We start from the raw sequence: 16,875 nt of genomic DNA, 5'->3' as shown, positions 1-16,875 counted from the left end.
CGCCGCGCCCGGTCGGGCTCAGTCTTCGAGCTCGGCCTTGGCCATCTCCACGTCCAGACGCTCCATGGCGTCCTGCGCCTCGGCGCCTGCGGCGTCGGCATACAGCTGCTCCGCCTCGGCCATCTTCTTGTCGCCCTCCAGCATCACCAGGCCGTTGGCGTACTCCACCATCGCGATGGCGCTGGTGGGGTTCAGCTTGAGTGCTTCGCGGAACATCTTCAGGCCGGTGCTGGCGTCGGCGCCCTGCGTCTTGCCGAGCAGCTTGCCCACCTTGTCGATGACCTCGGCGTGGAACGCGCCGAGCGCGATGTGGGCGTCGGCATGCTTGGGTTGCAGTTTGATGGCGGTTTCCAGCGCGGTCTTCACCTTGCTGCCCAGGCCTTGCGACAGGGCCTTGGCCACGCTGATGCCCTGGCTGTAGCGGCCCAGGGCATAGGCCTGCCAGTAATGCGCGTTGGCGTTGCCGGGTTCTTCCACCTGCTGGGCCGCGGCCCGCTCGGCCACTTCCAGGAACAGGGCGAGCTTGTTCTTCTCGCTCTTTTCCAGGTAGTTGGCATGGATGGCCTGGGCCTTGTTGGCCACCGTGATGCCCGCGCCCCCTGCCTTCAAGCCGGCTTCCACGGCCTGCTGGAAATGGCCTGCATGGAACAGCGCCCACGCGGCCTGCACGGCGGTGTCCTTGGGCCAGGGTTCCGCGTCACCGGTGTGCAGGCGGGCCCAGTGCTTTTTCAGCGTCGCGGCGTCACGCTGGTACTCGGCGGTGTCGTAAGGGTAGGCGGTCCATTTGGCCATGTTGTTTGTCTCCGTCAGGTGGCTGTGTTGTTGTTTCGGGCGAGGCGGGTGACCCGGCTCAGGGGCCTTCGCGGTATTTGCCGGCCAGGGTGTGCAGGTGGGTGCGCGCCTCGGGCTCCAGGTAGGGGCTGAGCAGGCTCAGCACATGCCAGGCGCCGCGCGCCAGGGTGGTGGCGGCGTTCTCGGGCTCCAGGGCCTTGCGGGGTTCGCGCACGTATTCGTGGCTCAGCCAGTAGGTCAGCACCACCACCATGGCCGTGGCCACGGCGCCGCTGTCCACGCGGTCGATGCGCATCGCGCTGCCGCGGGTCAGGCCCGCCAGCACGGCTTCGATGGCGCGCGACTTGTGCTTGAGCACGAACTGGAAATGGGTTTCCAGCCGGCGGTTCTTGCTGAGCAGGTCGTTGAGGTCGCGGTAGAGGAAGCGGTAGTCCCAGATCAGCTCGAAGAGCATGTGGAAAAACAGCCAGGCGTCTTCAACGTTGCGAACGTCGTCGGCCGCGTTCAGCAGCTCGTTCAGGGCCCGCTCGAACCGGTCGAAGAGCGAGTTGATGAGCTCGTCTTTGGCCGGGTAGTGGTAGTACAGGTTGCCCGGGCTGATGCCGAGCTCTGCGGAGATCAGCGTGGTCGAGACGTTCGGCTCGCCGAAGCGGTTGAACAAGTCGAGGGTGACATCCAGGATGCGTTCAGCCGTGCGGCGTGGTTTTTTGGTGGTCATCGGGGCAGCGCGTAATTCCAGTGGAATCTAGCACCACCTCGGCCTGCAGGGCTTGATGGCTCTCCCTACAATGATCGCCCATGCCAGCAGTTTCCTTCCAGGGGGTCGCCAAGACCTACCCCAGTGCCAAAGGCGCGCTCCGCGCACTTGATGGCGTCAGCTTCGACATCGAGCCCGGCGAGTTTTTTGGCCTGCTCGGCCCCAACGGCGCCGGCAAGACGACGCTGATCAGCATCCTGGCCGGTCTGGCGCAGGCCAGCGAAGGCCGGGTGAAGGTGATGGGCCATGACGTAGCGATTGATTTCGCCGCGGCCCGCCACGCCTTGGGTATCGTGCCGCAGGAGCTGGTGTTCGACCCGTTTTTCACCGTGCGTGAGGCGCTGCGCATCCAGAGCGGCTATTTCGGTATCCGCCACAACGACGACTGGATCGACGAGCTGCTGGCCGGCCTCGGCCTGACCGACAAGGCAGGTGCCAACATGCGGCAGCTCTCCGGCGGCATGAAGCGCCGCGTGCTGGTGGCGCAGGCGCTGGTCCACAAGCCGCCGGTCATCGTGCTGGACGAGCCCACCGCAGGCGTTGACGTGGAATTGCGCCAGACGCTCTGGCAATTCATCGCCGGCCTGAACCGCAAGGGCCACACGGTGCTGCTGACCACCCATTACCTGGAAGAAGCGGAAGCCCTGTGCGGCCGCATCGCCATGCTCAAGTCGGGCCGCATCGTGGCCCTCGACCGCACCGCCAACCTGCTGGCCGCCACCAAGGGCAGCATGCTGCGCTTCAAGACGGACGACGCCCTGCCGCCCGACCTGGCTGGCCAGGCCCGCGTCACCGGCCGCATCGCCCAGATCGCCACCCGTGACGCCAATGGCGTGGAAGCCACGCTGGCTCGTCTGCGTGAATCGGGCGTGCGCATCGAAGACCTCGAAATCGGCCGCGCCGACCTGGAAGACGTGTTCCTGAGCATCATGCAAAACGCCGGCAAGGCAGAGGTGGCCCGATGAACACCCCCGTGATCGTTGAGCGCACGCCGGGCGGCGCGCTGTCGGGCGCTGGCACGCTGTTTTACAAGGAAGTGCTGCGGTTCTGGAAGGTCAGCTTCCAGACGGTGGGCGCACCGGTGCTGACCGCTGTGCTGTACCTGCTGATCTTCGGCCATGTGCTCGAAGACCACGTCAAGGTGTATGGCCAGATCGGCTACACCGCCTTCCTGATTCCGGGTCTGGTGATGATGAGTCTGTTGCAGAACAGCTTTGCCAACACGTCGTCTAGCCTTATCCAGAGCAAGATCACCGGCAATCTGGTGTTCCTGCTGGTGTCGCCGCTGTCGCACTGGGCCTGGTTCGTGGCCTATGTGGGCGCGGCCATGGTGCGCGGCGTGGTGGTGGGCACGGGCGTGCTGCTGGTGACGGTGTGGTTCTCGCCACCCGGGCTGGCGCAGCCGCTGTGGGTGCTGGCGTTTGCGCTGCTCGGCTCGGCCCTGATGGGCAGCCTGGGCCTGATCGCCGGGCTGTGGGCCGAGAAGTTCGACCAGATGGCGGCGTTCCAGAACTTCCTGGTCATGCCGATGACGATGCTCGCCGGCGTGTTCTATTCGATCAAGACCTTGCCGCCGTTCTGGCAGGCGGCCAGCCACCTGAATCCGTTCTTCTACATGATCGATGGCTTCCGCCACGGCTTCTTTGGCGTAAGCGACGTGTCGCCCTGGACCAGCCTCGGTGTGGTGGCAGCCGCCACCGCCGTGGTGGCCGGTCTGACGCTGCGTCTGCTCAAGACCGGCTACAAGCTGCGTCACTGATTCACCCGGCTGCCCGAGAGGGTGGCCGCTTCGGCGATAATCTCCGCATCATGGCCAATCCAACCCCCGCACAACTCCACGACTACATCGCCGCCGGCCTGGTGTGCGAACACCTGGAAGTCGAGGGGGACGGCCAGCATTTCTACGCCACCATCGTGGCTGCCGAATTTGAAGGCCTCAGCCGCATCCGCCGCCACCAGCGCGTGTATGCCGCCTTGGGCGACCGCATGCGCGCTGAAATCCACGCGCTGTCGATGAAAACGCTTACCCCGGCCGAATGGGCCGCCGCGGGCCCCGGCGCGAGCCTGCCGGTACCTGCCGCCCATCGCCATTGACGCTGCCTTCCGGCCCCAGAGGTCGGGAGGGCAGGGTGGTGGCATGGCCTGGCGCCAGTGAGCAGTCCGCCCCCTCGTTCTCCCGGCGCCTCGCCTGACTGAACCACGAGACACCCTGAACATGGACAAACTCATCATCCGCGGCGGCCGCACCCTGAGCGGTGAAGTGCTGATTTCCGGCGCCAAGAATGCCGCGCTGCCCGAGCTGTGCGCCGCCTTGCTGAGCGCCGAGCCGGTCACGCTGAACAACGTGCCCCGCCTGCAGGACGTGTCGACCACTCTGAAGCTGCTGCGCCACATGGGCGCCACCGCTGAGCGCGATGCAGCGCAGGAAGACCGCGTGGTGATCAATGCCGGCCCCGTGAACACCACGGTCGCCCCGTACGAGCTGGTCAAGACCATGCGCGCCTCCATCCTGGTGCTCGGCCCCTTGCTGGCGCGCTTCGGCTCGGCCACGGTGTCGCTGCCGGGTGGTTGCGCCATCGGCTCGCGCCCGGTTGACCAGCACATCAAGGGCCTGCAGGCCATGGGTGCGGAGATCGTCGTCGAGCACGGTTACATCCAGGCGCTGGCTCCGATGAACGCTGCCGGCCAGCGCCGCCTGCGCGGTGCCCGCATCACCACCGACATGGTCACTGTCACCGGCACTGAAAACCTGCTGATGGCCGCCGTGCTGGCCGAGGGTGAAACCATCCTCGAAAACGCCGCCCAGGAACCGGAAATCCCGGACCTCGCCGAGATGCTGATCGCCATGGGCGCGAAGATCGAAGGCCACGGCACGCACCGCATCCGCGTCCAGGGCGTCGAGCGCCTGCATGCACCGGTGAATGGCCACCGCATCATCCCGGACCGCATCGAGACCGGCACCTTCCTGTGCGCCGTGGCAGCCACCGGCGGCGACGTGACCCTGCGCAGCGCGCGCGCCGATCACCTGGACGCCGTCATCGACAAGCTGACCGAGGCCGGTGTGACCATCACCAGCGGCGACGACTGGATTCGCGTGCAGGCCAGCGGCCGCCCGAAGGCCATCAGCTTCCGCACCAGCGAATACCCGGCGTTCCCGACCGACATGCAGGCCCAGTTCATGGCTGTGAACTGCGTGGCTGAAGGCACGGCGAAGATCAGCGAGACGATCTTCGAGAACCGCTTCATGCACGTCAACGAGTTGATCCGCCTCGGCGCCAAGATTGACGTGGACGGCCACACGGCGGTGGTGACCGGCGTTCAGCGCCTGTCGGGTGCGACCGTGATGGCCACCGACTTGCGTGCCTCCGCCAGCCTCGTGATCGCCGGCCTGGTAGCCGATGGCGACACCGCCGTTGACCGCATCTATCACCTGGACCGCGGTTACGACCGCATGGAAGCCAAGCTGCGCGCCATCGGTGCCGACATCGAACGGGTGCCCGCATGATCACGCTGGCACTCTCCAAAGGCCGCATCTTCGAAGAGACCCTGCCGCTGCTGGCGGCCGCCGGCATCGAGGTGACCGAAGACCCCGAAAAGAGTCGCAAGCTCATCCTGGCCACCAACCGGCCTGATGTGCGTGTGGTGCTGGTGCGCGCCACCGACGTGCCGACCTACGTGCAGTACGGCGGCGCCGACCTGGGCGTGGCCGGCAAGGACGTGCTGCTGGAACACGGCGGCGAAGGCCTGTACCAGCCGCTGGACCTGAACATCGCCAAGTGCCGCATGAGCGTGGCCGTGCGCGACGACTTCGATTACCAGGCGGCCGTGCGCCAGGGCTCGCGCATCCGCGTGGCCACCAAGTACACCACCGTGGCCCGCCAGCACTTCGCCGACAAGGGCGTGCACGTGGACCTCATCAAGCTGTATGGCTCGATGGAGCTCGCACCGCTGACCGGCCTGGCCGATGCCATCGTCGACCTGGTGTCCACCGGCAAGACGCTGGTGGCCAACCACCTGGTCGAGGTGGAGCACATCATGGAAATCTCGTCGCGCCTGGTGGTGAACCAGGCCGCCTTGAAGCTCAAGCGAGACACCCTGCGTCCGATGATCGACGCCTTTGCCAGCGCCATCCCGGCCTGAACCATTGCCTGAACCGCGACCCATGTCTGACCTGAACCTGCGCCAACTCGATACCGCCGCCGCTGATTTCGAAGCCGAATTCCAGCGCCTGCGCCATTGGGCTGCAGACACCGACGCCGCCATCGAGCAGCGCGTGGCAGACATCCTGGCCGATGTGCAGGCCCGTGGCGATGCCGCGGTGCTGGAATACACCGCGCGTTTTGATGGCCTGCAGGCGCCCAGCGTCGCGGCCCTCGAGTTGACGCGCGAAGAGCTGAAGGCCGCGTTCGAGGCCATCACCCCGGCCCAGCGCGATGCACTGCAGGCCGCAGCCCGCCGCGTGCGCAGCTACCACGAGCGCCAGCTGCAAGCCAGCGGCCAGAGCTGGAGCTACCGCGACGAAGACGGTACCTTGCTGGGCCAGAAGGTCACGCCGCTGGACCGCGTCGGCATCTACGTGCCGGGCGGCAAGGCGGCTTATCCGTCCAGCGTGCTGATGAACGCCATTCCCGCCCACGTGGCCGGGGTCGGTGAAATCATCATGGTGGTGCCCACGCCGAAGGGCGAGAAGAACGCGCTGGTGCTGGCCGCCGCCTATGTGGCGGGTGTCACGCGCGCTTTCACCATCGGTGGCTCGCAGGCCGTGGCCGCGCTGGCCTACGGCACGGCCACGGTGCCGCCGGTCGACAAGATCACCGGCCCGGGCAATGCCTACGTGGCCAGTGCCAAGCGCCGCGTGTTTGGCCAGGTCGGCATCGACATGATTGCCGGCCCGAGCGAGATTCTGGTGCTGGCCGATGGCACCACGCCGCCCGACTGGGTGGCGATGGACCTGTTCAGCCAGGCCGAGCATGACGAGCTCGCGCAGAGCATCCTGCTGTGCCCGGACGCTGCTTACCTGGCCCGGGTGCGCGCCTCGATCGAGCGCCTGCTGCCCACCATGCCGCGTGCGGCGGTCATCAAGGCTTCGCTGGAAGGCCGTGGTGCGCTGATCCTGACCCGGTCGATGGAAGAGGCCTGCGAGATCAGCAACCGCATCGCGCCCGAGCATCTGGAAGTGTCCAGCGAAGAGCCGCATCGCTGGGAGCCTGCGCTCAAGCATGCCGGCGCCATCTTCCTCGGCGCCTACACCAGCGAAAGCCTGGGCGACTACTGCGCCGGCCCGAACCATGTGCTGCCTACCTCGGGCACGGCCCGCTTCAGCTCACCGCTGGGCACCTACGATTTCCAGAAGCGCAGCAGCCTTATCGAGGTGAGTGAAGCCGGTGCGCAGACGCTGGGCGTGATCGCCGCCGAGCTGGCTTATGGCGAAGGCCTGCAGGGCCATGCCATGGCCGCCGAGATGCGCCTGAAGCGCTGAGCGGCGCGCACCTCTGCATCGCCTTGCTTCGCCCTGTTCTGCACTGCCCTGAATTTTCCGGAATTGCCCATGACTTCGCTGGCTGACCGCATGTCCCGTTTTCTCCGTGCCGATGTGCAGGGCATGCATGGCTATGCCGTGCAGCCCAGCGCCGGCATGGTCAAGGTGGACACCATGGAGAACCCGTTCCAGTTGCCGCAGCACCTGCGTGCCGAGCTGGGTGCGCGCCTGGCCGACGTGGCCCTGAATCGCTATCCGGCTGAACGCGGCGATGTGCTGCGCGCCGAACTGGCCCGCCATGCGCAGATGCCGGACGGCAACAACATCATGCTGGGCAATGGCTCGGATGAGCTGATCTCGCTGCTGACGCTGGCCGCTGACGTGCCCGGCAACGTGGTGCTGGCGCCGCTGCCGGGCTTCGTGATGTACGAGATGAGCGCCAAGCTCCAGGGCCTGAAGTTCGTCGGCGTGCCCACCACCGCCGACTTCCAGCTCGACGGCCCGGCCATGCTGGCTGCCATCCGTGAGCACCAGCCCGCGCTGGTCTGGCTGGCCTTCCCGAACAACCCCACGGCCAGCCTGTGGGATGACGACGTGATCGAAGCCATCATCGAGGCCTCGCCGGGCCTGGTGGTGATGGACGAGGCCTATCAGCCGTTCGCCTCGCGCGATTCGCTCGACCGCCTCAAGCGCCACGACCACGTGCTGCTGATGCGCACGATGAGCAAGTTCGGCCTGGCCGGCGTTCGCATCGGCTATCTGATCGGCCGCAACGCCGTGATCGCCGAGATCGACAAGTTGCGCCCGCCGTTCAACATCAGCGTGCTCAACTGCGAAGCCGCCCTGTTCGCGCTGGAGCACGCCGACGAATACGCTCACCAGGCGGAAATCATCCGCGCCGAGCGCACCCGCATCACCACCGCGCTGTCAGCGCTGCCCGGCCTGACGCCCTTCCCGAGCGAAGCCAACATGGTGCTGGTGCGTGTGCCCGACGCCGCCCGCGTGTTTGCCGGCATGAAGGCCCGCAAGGTGCTGATCAAGAACGTTTCCGGCCTGCACCCGCTGCTGGCCAACTGCCTGCGCATCACCGTGGGCACGCCGGAAGAAAACACCCAGATGCTGGCCGCCTTGACGGCCGCCCTGAACGATCTGAACCAGGAAGCCCAAGCATGAGCTCACCCCGCATCGCCGAAGTCCAGCGCAATACCAACGAGACCAAGATCCGGGTGCGCATCAACCTGGACGGCACGGGTCAATCGAAGCTGGCTACCGGCATCGGCTTCTTTGACCACATGCTCGACCAGATCGCCCGCCACGGCCTGATCGACATCGAGATCGAGGCCGACGGTGACCTGCACATCGACGGTCACCACACGGTGGAAGACGTGGGCATCACGCTCGGCCAGGCGGTGGCGCAGGCCATTGGCGACAAGAAGGGCATCACCCGTTACGGCCACAGTTATGTGCCGCTCGACGAAGCTTTGTCGCGCGTGGTGATCGACTTCTCCGGTCGGCCCGGCCTGGAGATGGACGTCAAGTTCACCAGCGGCATGATCGGCGCGCTCGACACCCAGCTGGTCTATGAGTTCTTCCAGGGCTTCGTGAACCATGCGCTGGTGAGCCTGCACATCGACAACCTGAAGGGCCACAACGCCCATCATCAGTGCGAGACGATCTTCAAGGCCTTCGGCCGTGCAGTGCGCATGGCGCTGACGCCTGATCCGCGCTCGGCCGGCGTGATTCCGTCTACCAAGGGCAGTCTCTGATGTCGGTGCGTCAACGTACCGTGGCCGTGGTCGACTACGGCATGGGCAACCTGCGCTCGGTCTCGCAGGCCGTGATGCACGTGGCTGCAGGCTCGGGCGTGGAGGTCACCGTGACCCAGCGTCCGGAGGACGTTCGTGCCGCCGAGCGCGTGGTGTTGCCAGGGCAGGGCGCGATGCGTGACTGCATGCGCGAGCTCGCCGATTCCGGCCTGAAAGAGGCCGTGCTGGAGGCTGCGGCCAGCAAGCCGCTCATGGGTGTGTGCGTCGGCATGCAGATGCTGCTCGACCACTCTGAAGAGCAGGACACGCCCGGCCTCGGCCTGATCGGTGGACGCGTGAAGCGCTTCGCGCTGGACGGCCGTCTGCAGCCGGACGGCAGCCGTTTCAAGGTGCCGCAGATGGGCTGGAACCGGGTGCGGCAGGTGGCCCATGACGGCGCCGTGCACCCGATCTGGGCCGGTGTTCCGGACGAGGCTTATTTTTATTTCGTCCACAGCTACTTTGCCCAGCCGTCCGACCCGCGCCACAGTGCCGGCCTGACGGACTACGGGGATACCTTTACCTGCGCCATCGCCCGGGATAATATTTTTGCCACGCAATTCCATCCGGAAAAGAGCGCTGAACACGGTTTGGCCCTTTACCGGAACTTCCTGCACTGGCAACCTTGAGCTTTCGCTCCGGGCGCCTGTGTCAGGCACCCGGATACCTCCTCCAACTTCCTCAATTGCGCTCCGCGAGCCATGCTGCTGATCCCTGCGATCGACCTCAAAGATGGTCAATGTGTCCGCCTCGAACAAGGCGACATGAATGTGTCCACCACCTTCGGTGAAGACCCGGCCGCCATGGCGCGCCGCTGGGTTGACGCCGGTGCGCGACGCCTGCATCTGGTGGACCTGAATGGCGCGTTCGCCGGCAAGCCGGTGAACGAAGGCGCCATCAAGGCCATCCTGCGCGAGGTCGGCAACGACATCCCCGTGCAGTTGGGTGGCGGCATCCGTGATCTGGACACCATCGAGCGCTATCTCGATGACGGCATCAGCTACGTCATCATCGGCACCGCCGCGGTGAAGAACCCTGGCTTCCTGCGCGATGCCTGCACGGCCTTTGGCGGTCACATCATCGTGGGCCTCGACGCCAAGGACGGCAAGGTGGCCACCGACGGCTGGAGCAAGCTCACCGGCCATGAAGTCATCGACCTCGCCAAGAAGTTCGAGGACTACGGCGTCGAAGGCGTGATCTACACCGACATCGGCCGCGACGGCATGCTGACCGGCATCAACATCGACGCCACCGTGAAGCTCGCCCAGGCGCTGCACATCCCGGTCATCGCATCGGGTGGCCTGTCGAATCTGGCCGACATCGAACGCCTGTGCGCCGTTGAAAGCGAAGGCGTCGAAGGCGTGATCTGCGGCCGCTCCATCTACACCGGCGCCCTCGACTTTGCAGCCGGCCAGGCTCGCGCCGACGAGTTGAACGGCGACTGAGTTGTCTGCCGGGCCTTGGTGGCCCCTGGATTGAAAAAGCCCGCCAGGCGCAAAACCTGGCGGGCTTTTTGTTGGGGCCTGCGCGGCCCGCCGTTCTCAGGCTCAGCGGCCGAACAGGCCCTTGATCGAGTTCAAGGTGTCGATGGCGCTGCGGGTGCGGTCGCCCACGGTCGGCTTGTTTTCTTCGGGCTTGGGCGTGGGCGTCGGTGTTTCAACCGGTGCGCGCTGCATGCGCTGCTGGCGTTGCTGCACAGGCGCCGCGGTGTTGGCCGCAGGTGCGCGCACGATGATTTCCACGCGGCGGTTCTTTGCACGGCCGGCTTCGTTCGTGTTGGGCGCCACCGGCTGGCTGGCGCCTTGGCCGGTGGCAGCCATGCGCTCAGCGGCCACGGCGTATTGCTGTGTCAGGGCCATCGTCACGGCCTGGGCGCGGGCCTGCGAGAGCGCCAGGTTCGCCTCGGCCTGGCCCACGTCGTCGGTGTGGCCCACCACATCAATGCGCAGATCCGGGTTGTCGGTCATCACCTTGGCCAGCTCACGCAGGGTCGCGTCAGAGCCGCTCTTCAGTTGCGCCTTGCCGGTGTCGAACTGGAAGCCATAGACGTCGACCTTGCCGCTGGCGGCCAGCGCCAGGGCCATCGGGCTTTCGCCGGAGATGGCCATCTTGCCGTCGTCCAGCGCACCCTTGTCGATGACGAACAGCCAGGCGTAGGTGTCGCTGCCGCTGCCGAAGGTGTTCACGGCCAGCGAGACGTAGGTGTTGCCGCGCTGCGCTGACAGGTACTGGACGTCATAGTGGCCGTTCAGGTACAGATCACGCGCCTTGAGCAGCTCGCGCAGGTCACCCAGGTTGTCATTGATGCAGGGGCGCTCGCACACGAACAGTTCCTGGAAGCCACTGCGGCGCAGCGAGCTTTGGTAGTTGCGCATCACCTGCAGCGCCGAGGCCGAGCCCGGGATGCGGTAGTGGATGTACGTCACCTGGCCTTCCACGGGCAATACCTTGTCGGCCTTGTACTTGCCGTGGACCAGGTACGGCTTGCTCAGCAGCAGCTGCGCTTCCTCGTATTCCTTGTAGTCGTACTTCTCGATCTTGGCGCCCGGGTAGGCCGCCACCGCCGGGTGGTCTTGTCCTTCGGCTGCGCGGGCAAACTGGGTGCACAGCGCCGCCAGGCTCAGCAGAGCGACCACGGTGCGGCGGCAATTCATCCATGACATTGGCAAGTTCTCCTTGGAATCCAGCAGAGCAATAGCAGCGGCCTTCAGGCCTGCCACTCAACGCTGCGCATGCTAGCTGCGCTGACCATCGGTCACCCCCTAATTTCGCCATCAGGTCTGACTTTTCCGTGGATGCGCCACGGTGGCGTTGCGCACCCGGTGTGGCTACTCCGACAACTGCGACAATCGGGGCATGCTCGCCAAACGCATCATTCCCTGCCTGGACGTGACCGGTGGTCGCGTCGTCAAAGGCGTCAACTTCGTTGAACTGCGCGACGCCGGTGATCCGGTTGAAATCGCTGCCCGCTACAACGACCAAGGCGCCGACGAACTCACCTTCCTCGACATCACGGCCACCAGTGACGGCCGTGACCTGATCCTGCACATCATCGAGGCCGTGGCCTCGCAGGTGTTCATTCCCTTGACCGTGGGCGGCGGCGTGCGCGCCGTCGAAGACGTGCGGCGGCTGCTGAACGCCGGTGCTGACAAGGTCAGCTTCAATTCCGCCGCGGTGTCGAATCCGCAGGTCATCCGGGATGCCTCCGACAAGTACGGCTCGCAAGCCATCGTGGTTGCGATCGATGCCAAGCGCCGGGTGGGCGACGACCTTGCAGCGAAGGGCCCGGGGTGGGACATCTACACCCACGGTGGTCGCAAGAACATGCACATCGATGCGGTGGACTGGGCGCGCCAGATGGCCGCCTACGGCGCCGGGGAAATCCTGCTGACCTGCATGGACCGCGACGGCACCAAGGCCGGCTTCGACCTGGAACTCACCCGCGCCGTGAGCGACGCGGTGTCGGTGCCGGTCATCGCCTCTGGCGGGGTGGGCACGCTGGAGCATCTGGTCGAAGGCATCCAGATCGGTGGTGCGGACGCGGTGCTCGCGGCCAGCATCTTCCATTACGGCGAATACACCGTCGGGCAGGCCAAGGCCGCACTTGCAAAGGCCGGCGTGCCGGTACGCTCATGAAAGCCATTCGGGAACGTGCGGAGGCCCTGGCCGCCGCGGCCAAGGAATCACGCGCTGCTGCGGCGGCGAAGGCTGCAGGCGGGCCACCACGCGGTGCACCCGCACAGGTGCGCATCATCGGTGGCCAATGGAAGCGCAGCATGCTGCCTGTGGCCCACAAGCCGGGTCTGCGCCCCACGCCTGACCGTGTCCGCGAAACGCTGTTCAACTGGCTGGGCAATGAGCTCGACGGCTGGCGTGTGGTGGATGCCTACGCCGGCTCCGGCGCCCTGGGTTTCGAGGCTGCATCGCGTGGCGCCGCTGCCGTGCTGCTGCTGGAGCAGGACGCGGGCCTTGTGCGATCGCTCGGTGAGTCGAAGACTCGCCTGAAGGCCGAGGCCATCCGCGTGCAGCGCACCGATGCGCTGTCGTGGTTGAAGTCGGCGCCGATGGCGAGTTTCGAGCTGGTGCTGCTGGACCCGCCGTTCGACAGCGAGCTGGCCTTGCCGTCGCTGGAGGCCGCCGCGAAGCTGGTGGTGCCAGGTGGCTTTGTTTATCTGGAAACCGCCACCGAGCTGAAGGAGCCGCCGTCTGGCTTGCAGCTGCATCGACACATGAAGGCTGGCACCGTGCATGCGCATCTGCTGCATGCCGTGACGCCAGCGCAGCCGGCCTGACCCGCGTTTTCAGCCCGAGAGACACGCCATGAGTGCAGCACGCCCCGTGACCGCCGTTTACCCCGGCACCTTCGACCCGATGACGCTGGGCCATCAAGACCTGATGCGCCGCGCCAGTCGCCTGTTCCCGCGCGTCATCCTGGCGGTGGCGGCGGGGCACCACAAGCGCACCTTGTTCGGGGTCGAAGAGCGTGTGGCCATGGCCACCGAGCTGGCTGCCGAGTTGCCCAATGTCGAGGTGATTCCGTTCTCCGGTCTGCTGCGCGACTTCGTGGTGGGCCACCAGGGCACGGTGGTTGTTCGCGGTTTGCGTGCCGTGAGTGACTTCGACTATGAATTCCAGATGGCCGGCATGAACCGCCAGCTGATGCCCGACGTGGAAACCATGTTCCTCACGCCGAGTGACCAGTACCAGTTCGTCAGCGGCACCTTCGTGCGCGAAATCGCCACCCTGGGTGGCGACGTGTCGAAGTTCGTCGCGCCCTCGGTCCTGGCGCGCTTGAAGGCCCGTGTGGCTGGCCCGAAGGAAGACTGATGGCCCTGACGATCACCGACGAGTGCATCAACTGCGACGTCTGCGAGCCCGAATGCCCCAACGAGGCGATCTCGATGGGCGAGTTCATCTACGTGATCGACCCGGCCAAGTGCACGGAATGTGTCGGTCACTTCGGTGAGCCGCAGTGCGTGCAGGTCTGCCCGGTGGAGTGCATTCCGGTAGACCCGGCGCACACCGAAACCCGAGATCAGCTCGAACACAAGTACCGCACGCTGATGATCGCGAGCGGCAAGACGCCGTCGCTCTGACGGCTTCGCCGGCAGCGTCAGCGCTTGGGCTGGGGTCTGGGCATCATGGCCTCGGTGCTCGGCGGTGTCGGCGGCGGCACATACAGCAGGCCTTCCACGTCGCAGCGCAGCTTGGTCTTGTTCGGCTTGCAAGGCTGCGGGCCAGCCGGCATGGGCGCCATGGCCGCCGGGGCTGCGGCTGGTGCCTTCGCAGGGCCGATGCGCGCTGGTGCAGCCTGAGGCGACAGCCTGCGCTCACGTTCCCGCGCTTCCCGCTCCTTCACCAACGCACCGGCCAGCTTGGCATCAGCCTGCTGGGCTGACCGGGCGGCCTGCACCTGCTCGGCATCGCGCGGGTCGGCGGCCTCGATGGTGCGTCCGCTCTCGCCGGGCGCGCAGGGGGTGTTCTGGTAGGTCTGCCCACATCGCCACACCGTTGACGAACCAGCCGCAACGGCCGTCCCGGTGTTGCAGATGAATGTCACTACGCCGAGGCACAACAACATCCGTCTGCAGAGGGTCATGGTCGAGGGTCTCCGGGGGGCACGGCAGCTGCCGATGGTGTGGCACCTTCCGCGGCGGGCGGGCGGGGCGGCTTGGGCCGAGGTGGCTTGGCGTGGATTTTCAGCAGCGCCTGATCCATGCCACCATCCAGCATCAGGGGGAGTGTCTTGAGCGAATCTTCGATGTTGCGCTCGATCGCGTCGCGCTCGTCGGCGGGCGGCTTGCGCAGCACATAGGCCGCCACTTCCGACTTGACGCCAGGGTGCCCGATGCCCAGGCGCAGGCGCCAGAACTCACCCGTGCCCAGTTGCGCCTGGATGTCCTTCAGCCCGTTGTGGCCGCCATTGCCGCCGCCCTTCTTCAGCTTCATCTGGCCGGCTGGCAAGTCCAGCTCGTCGTGCACGACCAGGATCTCTTCCGGCGCGATCTTGAAGAAGCGGGCCAGCGGGGCAACTGCCTTGCCCGACAGGTTCATGTAGGTCATCGGCTGTTGCAGCCAGATCGGCTGTGAGCCGCGGTTCACGCGTGCCACCAGGCCGTGATAAGCGCGGTCCACCTGCAGGTTGGCACCCAGCTGGCGTGCGGCGCCGTCAACCCACCAGAAGCCGGCGTTGTGGCGCGTGGCCTCGTACTCGGGGCCCGGGTTGCCCAGGCCGACAATCAATCGAATCATGGCCGCATTATCCCGCCGGCACGGCGCTGAGCGCAGCCCGTGCGCCGGCGATCACGGCGGCGCCGATCTGGTCCATCAGGCCGGTTCGTGCTGGCCCGGTGGTGGGCGTGCTGGCCGCTGTGTTGGAGGCTGTGTTGGTGCCGCTGTCATCCCCGCTCAAGCGCCACTGGTGCCAGTGCAGCGCCACATCGATGGTCACGTCCGGCAGCAGGGGCAGCAGGGCGCCGCTGGCCACATGCGGGCGTGCCAGCAACTCAGGCAGCACCGCCACGCCCCAGCCCATCTCTGCGGCCCGTGCGCCGGCCTCGCTGCTGGGCACATAGCGCTCTTTCAGGCGCGGCTCACGCACACCGAAGGCGCGCGAGACCCACTGGGCCTGCATATCGTCCTTGCGGTTGAAGACGATGAAGGGCAGTTGCGAGAAGTTGCTGCGGGTCAGGCCCTGGGGCATGGCGCGCTCGATGAAGGACGGCGCAGCCACTGCGATGTAGCGCATCAGGCCGAGGGGTTGGCACAGGCAGCCGCGCAAGGCTTGGGAGACCGAGCTGACGCAGCCCAGCACATCGCCCTGGCGCAACCAGTCGTGCGTGAAATCCTGGTCGTCGACGATCAGCTCCAGCCCGTAACCCTCGCGCTGGCCAGCCTGCACCAGCGGATCGAGCGCGGGCAGCACCCAGGTGGCGAGGCTGTCGGCATTGACGGCGATCGGCAGGCGCTCGTCGCGTGCCAGCGTGCTGCCCAGCTCGCGTGCGGCATCGGCCCGCAAGGCTTGAATCTGTCTCGCGTAGCGCAGCAGCACCTTGCCCGGCTCGGTCAGTCGCAGCGGCCGTGCCCGCACCACCAAAGGGTGGCCCACCTGTGATTCGAGCGAGCGCAGGCGCTGCGAGACAGCCGACTGCGTGATGTTCAGCAGTTGCGCGGCCCGGTCGAAGCTGCCGGCTTCGGCGAGGGCGGCCAGGCAATCAAGGCCGGCGGTATCAAGGGCGTGCAAGGGCGTCTCCGGTAATCAGCCTGGCTAATGTATCCGGGCATTGCAGCGGAAACGCTTCTGCTGCGCCTGGCGTTCAGGCAATAAAAAACCCCGCCAGGGCGGGGTTTTCAGCGTGAGCTTGAAGAGAAGATTACTTCTTCTTCTTGCCCTTCTTGTCGTCAGCAGCCGGAGCGGCGACAACGACGATTTCTTCTTCGACCTTCGGCTCGGCCACAGACACCACGACCGGGTTCTGGGTGCCGTGCTTGACGATCTTGATGCCTTCCGGCAGCACGAGGTCAGAAGCGTGCAGGCTCTTGCCACGCACCAGGCCGCTCAGGTCGACGGCGATGAATTCCGGCAGCTGAACAGCCAGGCATTCGATCTGGATTTCGGTGGCAACGTGGCTGACCACGCACTTGTCGGTCTTGACGGCGACCGAGTTTTCTTCGCCGGTGAAGTGCAGAGGCACCTTCTTGCGCAGGCGGGTGGTTTCGTCCACGCGCTGGAAGTCGGCGTGCAGCACTTGCTGCTTCCAGGGGTGAACCTGGAATGCGCGCAGCAGAACCTTCTCGACCTTGCCGTTCAGCGTCATGCTGAGGATCGACGAGTGGAACGCTTCCTTCTTCAGGGCGAAGTACAGGGCGTTGTGATCCAGCTCGATCTTGACCGGTTCACCGGCGCCAAAAACGATACCAGGCACCTTGCCCGAAATGCGCAGGCGGCGGCTCGCTCCGGTCCCCTGCAGTGCGCGCTCATAAGCGACAAATTCCATGACACTCTCCAGTGAGTCGGGGCGTCCGCGACCAGAATCGCCCCG

The 16,875-nt window shown here is 66.1% G+C and carries 21 protein-coding genes; 14 read left to right on the top strand and 7 right to left on the bottom strand.

Features of this window, described 5'->3' with window-relative positions:
- Window positions 1-18 precede the first annotated feature (18 nt).
- A complete protein-coding gene (locus AACH00_RS03490; protein ID WP_341397571.1) occupies window positions 19-792 on the bottom strand; it encodes a tetratricopeptide repeat protein in 774 nt (257 codons plus the stop codon).
- A gap of 58 nt (window positions 793-850) precedes the next feature.
- The gene (locus tag AACH00_RS03485; protein WP_341397570.1) at window positions 851-1,510 is read right to left on the bottom strand and encodes a TetR/AcrR family transcriptional regulator; all 660 of its coding nucleotides are present in this window, start codon (window positions 1,508-1,510) and stop codon (window positions 851-853) included.
- Window positions 1,511-1,590: 80 nt separating this feature from the next.
- Between AACH00_RS03485 and AACH00_RS03480 the strand changes: the two genes are divergently transcribed.
- From AACH00_RS03480 to hisA, 10 genes are all read left to right on the top strand, one after another.
- On the top strand, window positions 1,591-2,514 hold the full coding sequence (locus tag AACH00_RS03480) for an ABC transporter ATP-binding protein (RefSeq protein WP_341397569.1): 924 nt from the start codon (window positions 1,591-1,593) through the stop codon (window positions 2,512-2,514).
- Window positions 2,511-3,308 carry an ABC transporter permease gene (locus tag AACH00_RS03475; protein WP_341397568.1) on the top strand — a complete coding sequence of 266 codons (798 nt, stop codon included), beginning with the start codon at window positions 2,511-2,513 and terminating at the stop codon, window positions 3,306-3,308. The genes AACH00_RS03480 and AACH00_RS03475 overlap by 4 nt, the downstream gene beginning before the upstream one ends.
- A 50-nt stretch (window positions 3,309-3,358) precedes the next feature.
- Window positions 3,359-3,643, top strand: a complete 285-nt coding sequence (locus tag AACH00_RS03470) for a BolA family protein (protein WP_341397566.1) — start codon at window positions 3,359-3,361, stop codon at window positions 3,641-3,643.
- Between the two features lie 121 nt (window positions 3,644-3,764).
- Window positions 3,765-5,054 (top strand): UDP-N-acetylglucosamine 1-carboxyvinyltransferase, encoded by a 1,290-nt coding sequence (murA, locus tag AACH00_RS03465; protein ID WP_341397565.1) that lies wholly within the window; start codon window positions 3,765-3,767, stop codon window positions 5,052-5,054.
- Window positions 5,051-5,689, top strand: a complete 639-nt coding sequence (gene hisG / locus AACH00_RS03460; RefSeq protein ID WP_341397564.1) for an ATP phosphoribosyltransferase — start codon at window positions 5,051-5,053, stop codon at window positions 5,687-5,689. Before murA ends, hisG begins: the two co-directional genes overlap by 4 nt.
- Before the next feature lie 22 nt (window positions 5,690-5,711).
- Window positions 5,712-7,028, top strand: coding sequence for a histidinol dehydrogenase (hisD, locus tag AACH00_RS03455; protein ID WP_341397563.1), 1,317 nt, complete (start codon window positions 5,712-5,714; stop codon window positions 7,026-7,028).
- A 90-nt stretch (window positions 7,029-7,118) separates the two neighbouring features.
- On the top strand, window positions 7,119-8,201 hold the full coding sequence (gene hisC / locus AACH00_RS03450; protein WP_423221886.1) for a histidinol-phosphate transaminase: 1,083 nt from the start codon (window positions 7,119-7,121) through the stop codon (window positions 8,199-8,201).
- Window positions 8,198-8,794 carry an imidazoleglycerol-phosphate dehydratase HisB gene (gene hisB, locus AACH00_RS03445; protein WP_341397561.1) on the top strand — a complete coding sequence of 199 codons (597 nt, stop codon included), beginning with the start codon at window positions 8,198-8,200 and terminating at the stop codon, window positions 8,792-8,794. Before hisC ends, hisB begins: the two co-directional genes overlap by 4 nt.
- Window positions 8,794-9,462 carry an imidazole glycerol phosphate synthase subunit HisH gene (hisH, locus tag AACH00_RS03440; RefSeq protein ID WP_341397560.1) on the top strand — a complete coding sequence of 223 codons (669 nt, stop codon included), beginning with the start codon at window positions 8,794-8,796 and terminating at the stop codon, window positions 9,460-9,462. The genes hisB and hisH overlap by 1 nt, the downstream gene beginning before the upstream one ends.
- Window positions 9,463-9,534: 72 nt before the next feature.
- Window positions 9,535-10,278, top strand: coding sequence for a 1-(5-phosphoribosyl)-5-[(5-phosphoribosylamino)methylideneamino]imidazole-4-carboxamide isomerase (gene hisA / locus AACH00_RS03435; protein ID WP_341397559.1), 744 nt, complete (start codon window positions 9,535-9,537; stop codon window positions 10,276-10,278).
- 102 nt (window positions 10,279-10,380) lie between these two features.
- On the opposite strand, the gene AACH00_RS03430 is transcribed toward hisA, so the two are convergent.
- Window positions 10,381-11,496, bottom strand: a complete 1,116-nt coding sequence (locus AACH00_RS03430) for an OmpA family protein (RefSeq protein ID WP_341397558.1) — start codon at window positions 11,494-11,496, stop codon at window positions 10,381-10,383.
- A gap of 193 nt (window positions 11,497-11,689) precedes the next feature.
- On the opposite strand from AACH00_RS03430, the gene hisF reads away from it, so the two are divergent.
- The 4 genes from hisF to AACH00_RS03410 are packed head-to-tail and all read left to right on the top strand — an operon-like array spanning window position 11,690 to window position 13,929.
- Window positions 11,690-12,469, top strand: a complete 780-nt coding sequence (hisF, locus tag AACH00_RS03425; RefSeq protein ID WP_341397557.1) for an imidazole glycerol phosphate synthase subunit HisF — start codon at window positions 11,690-11,692, stop codon at window positions 12,467-12,469.
- Window positions 12,466-13,125 carry a 16S rRNA (guanine(966)-N(2))-methyltransferase RsmD gene (gene rsmD, locus AACH00_RS03420; RefSeq protein WP_341397556.1) on the top strand — a complete coding sequence of 220 codons (660 nt, stop codon included), beginning with the start codon at window positions 12,466-12,468 and terminating at the stop codon, window positions 13,123-13,125. The genes hisF and rsmD overlap by 4 nt, the downstream gene beginning before the upstream one ends.
- A 28-nt stretch (window positions 13,126-13,153) precedes the next feature.
- Entirely contained in the window at window positions 13,154-13,660 is a 507-nt protein-coding gene (gene coaD, locus AACH00_RS03415) for a pantetheine-phosphate adenylyltransferase (protein WP_341397555.1), read from the top strand.
- Window positions 13,660-13,929, top strand: a complete 270-nt coding sequence (locus AACH00_RS03410) for a YfhL family 4Fe-4S dicluster ferredoxin (RefSeq protein WP_341397554.1) — start codon at window positions 13,660-13,662, stop codon at window positions 13,927-13,929. Before coaD ends, AACH00_RS03410 begins: the two co-directional genes overlap by 1 nt.
- 17 nt (window positions 13,930-13,946) lie before the next feature.
- Here AACH00_RS03410 and AACH00_RS03405 read toward each other — a convergent pair whose 3' ends face one another.
- The 4 genes from AACH00_RS03405 to AACH00_RS03390 form a co-directional block, all read right to left on the bottom strand.
- The gene (locus AACH00_RS03405) at window positions 13,947-14,393 is read right to left on the bottom strand and encodes a hypothetical protein (protein ID WP_341397553.1); all 447 of its coding nucleotides are present in this window, start codon (window positions 14,391-14,393) and stop codon (window positions 13,947-13,949) included.
- A gap of 35 nt (window positions 14,394-14,428) precedes the next feature.
- Entirely contained in the window at window positions 14,429-15,085 is a 657-nt protein-coding gene (gene pth / locus AACH00_RS03400) for an aminoacyl-tRNA hydrolase (RefSeq protein WP_341397552.1), read from the bottom strand.
- 7 nt (window positions 15,086-15,092) lie between these two features.
- On the bottom strand, window positions 15,093-16,076 hold the full coding sequence (locus AACH00_RS03395; RefSeq protein ID WP_341397551.1) for a LysR family transcriptional regulator ArgP: 984 nt from the start codon (window positions 16,074-16,076) through the stop codon (window positions 15,093-15,095).
- Between the two features lie 130 nt (window positions 16,077-16,206).
- Window positions 16,207-16,830: a 50S ribosomal protein L25/general stress protein Ctc gene (locus AACH00_RS03390; protein ID WP_341397550.1), complete on the bottom strand. Its 624-nt coding sequence runs from the start codon at window positions 16,828-16,830 to the stop codon at window positions 16,207-16,209.
- Between the last annotated feature and the right edge of the window lie 45 nt (window positions 16,831-16,875).

This window comes from Ideonella margarita (assembly GCF_038066635.1).
Lineage (GTDB): Bacteria > Pseudomonadota > Gammaproteobacteria > Burkholderiales > Burkholderiaceae_C > Ideonella > Ideonella margarita.
The sequence above is the reverse complement of the archived record's forward strand: the minus strand, read 5'-3'. Positions and strand labels throughout refer to the sequence as shown.